Origin of the sequence: Shewanella sp. T24-MNA-CIBAN-0130 (assembly GCF_040310185.1) — a bacterium.
In the GTDB taxonomy this organism is placed as follows: Bacteria; Pseudomonadota; Gammaproteobacteria; order Enterobacterales; family Shewanellaceae; genus Shewanella; species Shewanella psychromarinicola.
The window spans coordinates 1-259 of record NZ_JBEOPP010000396.1 but is presented as its reverse complement, the minus strand read 5'-3'; the positions used below and the strand labels follow the sequence as shown (position 1 = coordinate 259).

Sequence of the window (259 nt, the reverse complement as noted above, 5' to 3'; positions counted from 1 at the left end):
CACTTGGTGAGAAAAACCCCTTTGCCTATTTAAAAGCTGATTGTTTATTTCCCGATTTTAGCGAAGTACTTGATGGGCGCAAAGGTGTAACAAAACATCACGACTGGCTCAGTGGCCACGCTAAACTAATAAGCCGTTCAAAAGAAGAGTTTGTTAAGCATAATAAAGCGAAGTATGGGCTGCCTTTACCTATTTGGGTTGCCTGTGAGGTCTGGGATTTTGGTACTATGTCGCGATTATTTGATGGAATGCTAGAGGC

The 259-nt window shown here is 42.5% G+C and carries 1 protein-coding gene; it reads left to right on the top strand.

The annotated features are described in order from the left end of the window. On the top strand, nucleotides 1-259 hold a 259-nt coding region (locus AAEZ02_RS22860), incomplete at both ends, for an Abi family protein (protein ID WP_351125399.1).